11 protein-coding genes are annotated in these 8,110 nt (G+C 66.7%); 4 read left to right on the plus strand and 7 right to left on the minus strand.

All coding sequences use genetic code 11. The features are described from left to right. On the minus strand, window positions 1–312 hold a 312-nt coding region (gene selD, locus F6S12_RS28240; RefSeq protein WP_315869585.1), incomplete at its 3' end, for a selenide, water dikinase SelD. 43 nt (window positions 313–355) lie between these two features. Next, the gene (locus F6S12_RS28245) at window positions 356–757 is read right to left on the minus strand and encodes a DUF4440 domain-containing protein (RefSeq protein WP_230493591.1); all 402 of its coding nucleotides are present in this window, start codon (window positions 755–757) and stop codon (window positions 356–358) included. Window positions 758–1,019: 262 nt separating this feature from the next. Here F6S12_RS28245 and F6S12_RS28250 point away from each other — a divergent pair, with 262 nt between their 5' ends. Next, a complete protein-coding gene (locus F6S12_RS28250) occupies window positions 1,020–1,976 on the plus strand; it encodes a nucleoside-specific channel-forming protein Tsx (RefSeq protein ID WP_315869586.1) in 957 nt (318 codons plus the stop codon). An 87-nt stretch (window positions 1,977–2,063) separates the two neighbouring features. Next, window positions 2,064–3,092, plus strand: a complete 1,029-nt coding sequence (locus F6S12_RS28255; RefSeq protein ID WP_041117289.1) for a purine-nucleoside phosphorylase — start codon at window positions 2,064–2,066, stop codon at window positions 3,090–3,092. A gap of 105 nt (window positions 3,093–3,197) precedes the next feature. Here the strand turns inward: F6S12_RS28255 and F6S12_RS28260 are convergent, their stop codons facing one another. From F6S12_RS28260 to F6S12_RS28270, 3 genes are all read right to left on the minus strand, one after another. Continuing rightward, a complete protein-coding gene (locus F6S12_RS28260) occupies window positions 3,198–4,154 on the minus strand; it encodes a zinc-binding alcohol dehydrogenase family protein (RefSeq protein ID WP_053157584.1) in 957 nt (318 codons plus the stop codon). 41 nt (window positions 4,155–4,195) lie between these two features. Further along, complete coding sequence (locus F6S12_RS28265) at window positions 4,196–4,369, minus strand: DUF1427 family protein (RefSeq protein WP_015635062.1); 174 nt, start codon at window positions 4,367–4,369, stop codon at window positions 4,196–4,198. 229 nt (window positions 4,370–4,598) lie between these two features. After that, complete coding sequence (locus tag F6S12_RS28270; RefSeq protein WP_053150559.1) at window positions 4,599–5,372, minus strand: AraC family transcriptional regulator; 774 nt, start codon at window positions 5,370–5,372, stop codon at window positions 4,599–4,601. A gap of 224 nt (window positions 5,373–5,596) precedes the next feature. Between F6S12_RS28270 and F6S12_RS28275 the strand changes: the two genes are divergently transcribed. Next, window positions 5,597–5,824 carry a DUF6555 family protein gene (locus tag F6S12_RS28275; RefSeq protein WP_011060569.1) on the plus strand — a complete coding sequence of 76 codons (228 nt, stop codon included), beginning with the start codon at window positions 5,597–5,599 and terminating at the stop codon, window positions 5,822–5,824. A gap of 49 nt (window positions 5,825–5,873) precedes the next feature. On the opposite strand, the gene F6S12_RS28280 is transcribed toward F6S12_RS28275, so the two are convergent. After that, window positions 5,874–6,044: a metallothionein gene (locus F6S12_RS28280; protein WP_053157581.1), complete on the minus strand. Its 171-nt coding sequence runs from the start codon at window positions 6,042–6,044 to the stop codon at window positions 5,874–5,876. 132 nt (window positions 6,045–6,176) lie between these two features. Beyond that, window positions 6,177–6,944, minus strand: coding sequence for a transcriptional regulator GlcC (gene glcC, locus F6S12_RS28285; protein WP_315869587.1), 768 nt, complete (start codon window positions 6,942–6,944; stop codon window positions 6,177–6,179). Window positions 6,945–7,175: 231 nt separating this feature from the next. Between glcC and F6S12_RS28290 the strand changes: the two genes are divergently transcribed. Next, the coding region (locus tag F6S12_RS28290; RefSeq protein WP_315869588.1) for an FAD-binding protein at window positions 7,176–8,110 on the plus strand (935 nt) is incomplete at its 3' end.

Below are 8,110 nucleotides of genomic sequence, written 5' to 3' on the forward strand. Positions count from 1 at the left end.
AATGGCAATCGCCATCAGCGGGTCGCCGCCCATGGCGTAGATGTCGCTGATGGCGTTGGTGGCGGCGATGCGGCCGAAGTCGAAGGGGTCGTCGACGATGGGCATGAAGAAGTCGGTGGTGGAGACCACGCCGCGCTCTTCATCGATGGCGTACACCGCCGCGTCATCGCGCGAGGCATTGCCGACCCAGAGCTTGGGGTCGAGGTTCTGCGCCCCGCTGCCGGCCAGGATCACCTCCAGTACCTGGGGGGAAATCTTGCAGCCGCAACCGGCTCCGTGGCTGTACTGGGTCAGGCGAATCGGCTCGCTCATGGGGCACCTCGTCAAGTCTGGGACCGGGATTCTAGCAGAGCCCTCAGGCACTTGGCCGCGGCGTGCCCTGATGGAACAGCATCTGCCAGCGCCCCTCCTGGCAGCGCCACAGCGAGCTGCGCCAGGCACTGCTGGCCGCCCGCCCGGGCGCTGCGGCGTTATGGCACAGGTAGGTGACCTGGGCCAGGTCGGCCCCCAGGCACTGCACGGCGAACTCGCTGATGCGCCGTTCGATGAACACCTGCTGCGGCAGGCTGGCCAGCACCTGGGCCTTGTCCCAGCGCCCGCCGCTGACGCCGAATTCAAGAAAGTCATCGGCCAGCAAGGCCTCCAGCGCCTGGCGATCGGCACGCACTTCGGCCTGTTGCAACTGGCGTTCAAGCATCAGCAGGTGGTCGGACAGCTCCATGGTCACTCCCGAGGTGGTGGCGGGTAAGTGGCGCACTCTAGCATTGCGCGCCTGCACCAGCGCCGGGCCTGGGGGGCGGGCATTGCCCAGGCCTGCAGCGCCCGGCCCTCCCCGCCATCGGCACGCACCCCGCCCCAAGCGCCAATCCCGCCGCCATTCACGCCTTTGTCGCAAGCCGCTGTTTCAAGTTGGTACGCCATATGCAAACGTTTGCGAGTTGTAATTTCGTGGGTGTTCGCCGCCTTCTTTCGAAGTGTCGAGCACAAGGGACTTCACACTGCAAGAACAGGGACTTTCCATGCTCAACCCTCTGCGACGCCATGCGTCCTGCCGTACCCTGGCTGTTTCGTTGTGGCTGGCCGGCGTTACGGGTCTACCCAGCGCCTTCGCCCAGCCCACCGCCGCCCCGGCGGACGACTCGGCCCAGGGCAAAAGCCTGAGCGCCGATGTGCAACCGGCCAAACAGGGCGCCTACCTCTCCGACTGGTACAACCAGGACCTGATGCTCATCGGCAGCAAGGACATCAGCTTCGGCCCGCGCCCGGCAGACGACATCTACCTGGAATACGAATACTTCGGGCGCAAGGGCCCCTTCGAGCTGTACGGCTACATCGACCTGCCGAAGATCCTCGACATCGGCAACAGCCACGACAAGGGCATCTGGGACCACGGCTCGCCGCTGTTCATGGAACACGAGCCGCGAATCTCCATCGACTACCTGGCCGGCCGCAGCCTGGCCATCGGCCCGTTCAAGGAGTGGTACGTGGCCTTCGACTGGATCTACGACCACGGCAGCCGCACCGCCAACCGCGCCAACACCCTGTACAGCGGCCTGGGCACCGACATCGACACCCATTCGCGGGTCAACCTCTCGGCCAACTTCTACGGCCGCTACCAGTGGGAAAACTACGGCGCCAGCAACGAGTATTCCTGGGACGGCTATCGCGCCCAGCTGAAATACATCGTGCCCATCGACAGCTTCAGCAACGGTGCCTCGCTGACCTACATCGGCTTCACCAACTTCGATTTCGGCTCCGACCTGCACAAGGACAACCCGGCCCGCACCGCCAACGCCACGGTGGCCACCAACGTGCTGCTCTATTCCTTCACCCACCTGCGCTTCACCCTGGTGGGCCGCTACTTCCACAACGGCGGCAACTGGGAAGACGGCAGCGTGCTGAATTTCGGCGACGGCGAATTCCGCGCCCGCTCCAATGGCTGGGGCTATTACGCCGGGGTTGGCTATCAGTTTTAAAGCAGCGGCAAGACAAGAGCGGTTGCGATGAGTTGCAACCTGGATCAGGCAGGATAAGCGCCGGTTAACGGCACTCATGGAGGTTGTATGCGTGGGATTCAAAAGGTTTCGTGGGCAATGGGCTTGAGTGCACTGGTGGCTAGCGGCGCCTGGGCCAGTGAGGCACCGATCAAGCCCAAGGTGGTGCTGATCAGCATGTTCGCGCCGGAAGCGCAGCACTGGATCGAGCGCCTGGAGCTCAAGCGCGAGATCCGCGTGCCGGGGCTGGCGGCGGAGTATCCGGTGATTCGCTGCAACGACCGGGAGGTGTGCCTGTTGACCACGGGCATGGGCCAGACCAATGCCGCGGCGTCGACCCTGGCCCTGGCGCTGTCGCCCAAATTCGACCTGCGCAAGAGCTATTTCCTGATTGCCGGGATCGCCGGCATCAGCCCCCAGCACGGCACCATCGGCACCGCCGCCTGGGCCCATTACCTGGTGGAGTTCGGCACCCAGTGGGAAATCGACTCCCGGGATGCGCCCGAGGGCTGGCCCACCGGCTACCTGGGGATCAACACCAAGGGCCCCAACGAAAAACCGCCCCTGGACTACAAGACCGAAGTCTTCGAGCTGAACCCCAAGCTCCAGGCCAAGGCCTTCGCCCTGAGCCGCAACGTGGCCCTGAGCGAGAGCAAGGAGTCGGCGGCCTGGCGCCTGAAATACCCCAAGGCCCCGGCCAACCAACCACCGGTGGTGACCCGCTGCGACACCCTGGCGGGCAACACCTGGTTTTCCGGCACCCGCCTGAGCGAACGGGCGGAGGTCTGGACCCGCTTGCTGACCGACAACAAAGGCACCTATTGCACCACCCAGCAGGAAGACAACTCCACCTACGAAGCCTTGCTGCGGGCCAGCCGCGAGGGCCTGCTGGACATCCAGCGCCTGGCGGTGGTGCGCGCCGGTTCCGACTTCGACCGCCCGGCCCCGGGGGCCAGCGAAGTGGACAACCTGCTCAAGTACGCCGACCAGGGCGGCTTTGTCCCGGCCCTGGAAAACCTCTACCGGGCGGGCAACCCCCTGGTGCAGGACATCCTCGGCAACTGGTCGGCCTGGGAAAAGGGCGTGCCCGAGACCTGATTTCTCTCCCGGGAGCGGCCAGGCGGCGTTCCGCTTGCCGGCGATGGAGGTCTCAAGGCCCTCTTCGCCAGCAAGCTGGCTCCTACGCAGGGATGGCCGCTGCGCTCAGGGGATGAGGATGATTTTTTCGCCGCGCCCCTGGTTCACTTCGGCATAACGCTCCAGCCCCCGCTCCAGCGGCGATTCCACCAGGCCTTCCGGCAGCGGCAGCAGGCCTTCATCGAAATAGCGGCCGAACTGCTCCAGCATCGCCGCGCACGCCTCTACGCCATACAACAGCGAGTTGATCCCCACCACCGAGCCACCCTTGCGGTACAGCGCCAGGGCCGGCAGTTGCACATGGCCGTCCACCGGGGCGGCGATGATGGCGATGCGGCCAAAGGTGGCCAGGGCCGGCACCGAGGCCGGCAGCCAGAAGCCGGTGGTGTCGAAGATCACCTCGGCACCGCCGGCATAGACTTCGGCCACCTGGGCCGCCAGGGTTTCCGGCTGTTGCAGGTGCAAGGTCGGGTAGCCCTGGGCTTCAAGCGCCTGGACCTGCTCCACCCGGCGCGCCGCCGCCAGCACCCGGGCCCCGCGCACCTTGGCCAGGGCCAGGGCCGCCGAGGCCACCGCGCCGCCGCCGATCACCAGCAGCCGGGTGCCACGGGCTACGCCACTGCGCTCCAGGGCATCCCAGGCTGTGGTGTAGGGCACCCCGAGGCTTGCGGCCTGGGCAAAGCTCAGGTGCCGTGGCTTGCGGGCCACGCCCTGGGCGGACAGCACCACGTACTGGGCATGGCTGCCGTCGGCGAAGAAGCCCAGCTCCTTGCCGGTGCCCCAGACTTCCTGGCCCAGCAGTTGCGCCGGCCCCTGCTCCACCACCCCGGCAAAGTCCCGCCCGGGCACCCGCGGCAGTGTGGTGTAGGGAAAGCGCCCGAGGACGTTCTTCACATCACTGGGGTTGAGGCCCGCGGCCTTGATGCGCACCAGCACCTGGCCAGCACCCGGTACCGGGGTGGGCAGGTCCACTACGTGCAGGGCCGCGAGGTCGCCGGTGGCGGAAAATTGCAGTGCTTTCATCGTCGGTTCCATGAGTCGGGGGAGAAAGGAAAAATGCGTGTTCAGGACAGCCAGCTGCCGAGCAACTGGCGCCCCAGGGGCCACAACTGCTCACCGCCGAGCATGCCCAAGAGGCCAACCAGGGCAATTGCCGGCGGCGCCGGAGAACGCACCTGCAAGGCGCCGTAAAGCAGGCCGACCAACAGGCCGGCGGCCAGGGAAATCAGGTAGTTCATGCTGCGCTCCAGAGGCCGTGCGGCTCATGCCGGGGTGAAGTGGCGTGTGCGGCACAGTCTAGGTGGCACGGTCCCGCGGCATCGGCCAAGTGCTTCAGGATTTCGGCCAAGGCCGAAACCCTGGCGGTCGCTTGGCTGGCGTCCACCTGATGCACATCCGGCGCTCTCCGGATCTTCACGTCTCCTGCGGAGCCGTTCGTCCGAACGCGGCCCGAGCCTGTGGCAGCGGCTACACCTGGCTGGCGCTGGCGTACTGGGAAGGCGCGACACCCAGTTCCCGGCGGAACATGTCGCTGAAGCTGCTGGGGGAATAGCCCAGCTCCCGGGCAATGCGGCTCACCGGTACACCCTGGATCAGCTCCGCGGCAGCAGTGGCCAGTTGCACCTGGCGCCGCCATTCAGCAAAGCCCACGCCCAACTGCTCCTTGAACAGCCGCGCCAAGGTGCGCACGCTGGCCCCCGCCGCATCGGCGTGCTGTTCAAAGGAGATGGCCAGGGACGGCGCCGCCATCACCGCCTGGCACAGGCTGCCCAGGCGCCGGTCGGAGGCGTCCGGCAGGGCTATCTTCAATTGCGAGCGGTGAGCCCGGCGCAGTTCCAGCAGGGCCAGCCCCACCAGCGCCTCGTAGTACTCCGGCTGCGGCGGGTCGAGTTCCACCAGGCGCACGATCAATTCGCGCAGCAAGTTGTCCACCTGCAGCACCTGGACGCTGGGGTCCAGGGTCGCCGCCAGGGACGGGCGCAGGTAGATGTTGCGCATCTGCAGGTCGCTGACCACGCGAATCCCGTGGCTCACCCCCGGCGGCAACCACACCGCGCGCTGGGGCGGCACCACCAGGGCTTCATGGGGCGTCTCGACCCACATCACCCCGCTCATGGCGTAGAGCAACTGGCCCCAATCGTGTTCATGGGGCTCGATGAACAAGCCCCGCGGATAGGTGCGGGCCAGGGGTTGCACCGGGATCGCGGGGTCGCTGAGGTCGGGGGGTGCGGCTAGGGCCATGGCAAGGTCGCGGCAGGTCGGCGGGCGCCCATGGTAACCAGCCGCCCGGGGCGCCGCCAACCGCTGCCGCGCCCATCCGGATGAAGGCCTGGGCGCCGCTCGGGAATCCATTCGGATAGAGCGGCTGGCGGCCCATGACCGTCGGTAGCCCGGGCGGACAATCAGAGTGAATTTTTCCGCCGCGCCAGGATCACTAAAAGATCACAGGGAGGAACAAAGGCTTTATGAACAACGCAAAACTTTTCGTCATCGAATACACCCTCCACGGCGCCCCCAAGTCCTTCATCATCCGCCAGGAAAAGATGGACAACGCCGAGGCCTGGCACTGGGCCAGTTGCGACGCTGGAGTGGGTCGGATAGGACGTTTCGGCCGCGAACGGGTGAAGAAGACCAGCAAGCCCATGGCCGAAAAGTTCGGTATCGAAAACGTCACCTGGCGCCCTTCGGTCTAGGACGCAGCAACGCGGGTGGAGCCGCACGGCCCCACCCGCCGATCCCCTCTCAGCCGTGGGCGCCCTTGGCGCATTTGCAGCCTTCGGTGCAAGCGCAAGGCTCGCCGTGGGCGTGATGGTCGGCGCACGCCTGGCAGCAGTAGTGCTTGCCGTGACGGACGATGGCATGGGCGCCCAGCTTGCAGGTGCAGGCCGGGCAGGCACAGGTTTGCGTGGACATGGCATGGCTCCTAGGGTTCAAGGCTCGGGCCTTTGGGCGGGTGCTTCACCGAGCGCCCCGCTCGGGCCGAGTCCCCACAGGTTAGGCCAAGGCACCGCCCGGCCAGGGCGCACGCGACTGATGGTCGGCCACTCACTCCCAGCCCTGCAAACGCAAGGTAGCGCGCACCAGCCGCTGTTCTTCGTCCTCGATGTCCCTGAGGTTGCGGGCAATGCCCTGGATATGCACCACCGCTGCCTTGCGCGCCTGTTCCGGCAGGCGCCCGGTGACTGCGTTGTACAGCCGCGCATGCTGGCGGTCGATCTGGCGCTTGGGCGCCGGGCGGTGATAGAGGTTGTTGACCGAGGCGAACACCGAGTTCAGCAGCAGGTCGGTGAGCGAGCCCAGGGTCTGCACCAGCACCGGGTTGTGCGAGGCCTCGCAGATCGCCAGGTGAAAGGCGTGGTCCAGGCGCGCCAGGGCGGCGGGCTCCAGGGCCTGTTCATGGGCCTGCAGCAGGGCATGGTAGGCGCGCTCGATCAGCACGAAATCCGCTTCGGTGCCGCGCAGGGCCGCCAGCCGCGCCGACTCGCCTTCAAGCAGGCTGCGCACTTCCAGCAGGTCGTAGAGGGTGCGGGGCTGGGAGCTGAACAGATGCATCAGCGGCGACTGCGCCGCCGGGGCCGACAGTTGCGCCACCTGGGAGCCGCGGCCCTGTCGAGTGTCGATGATGCCCCGCGCCCGCAGCAGTTTCAGGCCCTCGCGCAGGGCCGTGCGCGAAACCCCGAGCTTGGCCGTCAGGCGCCGTTCCGAGGGCAGCAACTGGCCGGTCTTGAATACCCCGTCGACGATAAACCGCTCGATCCGTGCGCAGACCAGGTCCGCCACCTGGGGCCGACGCCCCGCTTGCGTGTCCTGCATGCTTCCTCCCACTGGTATGACCAGCCCTGTGCCATTTGTCCGGCTATTCCTGCGCGCCCGCCAAGCTTTTGAAAAACCTGATCTTTCGGAAAAACCCCGGCCTGCCCTGGAAAACAAAGTGGTTCGACCACTGCCAACGCACATGGACACTAAAGCCCGCCGGGCCAATCATGCAAGGCAGCCGTACAGCATTCGCGACCTGATAAAAACCACACAAGGTCCTTAGCCGCCATGACGATTCTCTACGACGAACGCCTCGATGGCGCCCTGCCCGACGTCGACCGCCAGGCCCTGATCCAGGCCCTGCGTCAGCAGCTACCGGAGCTGGAGCTGCTGGACCAGGAGCAACAGCTCAAACCCTACGAATGCGATGGCCTGAGCGCCTACCGCAGCACGCCGATGCTGGTGGCCCTGCCCCGGCACCTGGACCAGGTGCAGCGCATCCTGCAGATCTGCCACGCCCATCGGGTGCCGGTGGTGGCCCGGGGCGCCGGCACGGGCCTGTCCGGTGGCGCCCTGCCCCTGGAAAAGGGCCTGCTACTGGTGATGGCGCGCTTCAAGGAAATCCTCCAGATCGACCCCGCCGCCCGTTGCGCCCGGCTCCAACCCGGGGTGCGCAACCTGGCGATCTCCCAGGCCGCCGCGCCTTGGGGCCTGTACTACGCTCCCGACCCCTCTTCGCAGATCGCCTGTTCGATTGGCGGCAATGTCGCGGAAAACGCCGGCGGCGTGCATTGCCTCAAATACGGCCTGACCGTGCACAACCTGCTCAAGGTCCAGATGCTCAGCGTCGAGGGCCAGCCCCTGACCCTGGGCAGCGAGGCCCTGGACGCGCCGGGCTTCGACCTGCTGGCGCTGTTCACCGGCTCCGAAGGCCTGCTGGGGGTGATCACCGAAGTCACGGTCAAGCTGCTGCCCAAGCCGCAGATCGCCAAGGTGCTGCTGGCGGCCTTCGACTCGGTGGAAGCCGCCGGCCGCGCCGTGGCCGACATCATTGCCGCGGGCATCATCCCCGGCGGCCTGGAGATGATGGACAACCTGGCGATCCGCGCCGCCGAGGATTTCATCCATGCCGGCTACCCGGTGGACGCCGAGGCCATCCTGCTGTGCGAGCTGGATGGCGTGGAAGCCGATGTCCACGACGATTGCGAGCGGGTGCGCCAGGT

Origin of the sequence: Pseudomonas sp. JV245A, assembly GCF_032424515.1 — a bacterium.
GTDB lineage: Bacteria > Pseudomonadota > Gammaproteobacteria > Pseudomonadales > Pseudomonadaceae > Aquipseudomonas > Aquipseudomonas protegens.

Excerpts from the sequence above, each read along its gene's own strand:
- F6S12_RS28250 (WP_315869586.1), top strand. The coding sequence starts at position 1,020 with ATGCTCAACCCTCTGCGACGCCATGCGTCCTGCCGTACCCTGGCTGTT.
- F6S12_RS28255 (WP_041117289.1), top strand. The coding sequence starts at position 2,064 with ATGCGTGGGATTCAAAAGGTTTCGTGGGCAATGGGCTTGAGTGCACTG.
- F6S12_RS28260 (WP_053157584.1), bottom strand. The coding sequence starts at position 4,154 with ATGAAAGCACTGCAATTTTCCGCCACCGGCGACCTCGCGGCCCTGCAC.
- F6S12_RS28265 (WP_015635062.1), bottom strand. The coding sequence starts at position 4,369 with ATGAACTACCTGATTTCCCTGGCCGCCGGCCTGTTGGTCGGCCTGCTT.
- F6S12_RS28270 (WP_053150559.1), bottom strand. The coding sequence starts at position 5,372 with ATGGCCCTAGCCGCACCCCCCGACCTCAGCGACCCCGCGATCCCGGTG.
- F6S12_RS28275 (WP_011060569.1), top strand. The coding sequence starts at position 5,597 with ATGAACAACGCAAAACTTTTCGTCATCGAATACACCCTCCACGGCGCC.
- F6S12_RS28280 (WP_053157581.1), bottom strand. The coding sequence starts at position 6,044 with ATGTCCACGCAAACCTGTGCCTGCCCGGCCTGCACCTGCAAGCTGGGC.
- glcC (WP_315869587.1), bottom strand. The coding sequence starts at position 6,944 with ATGCAGGACACGCAAGCGGGGCGTCGGCCCCAGGTGGCGGACCTGGTC.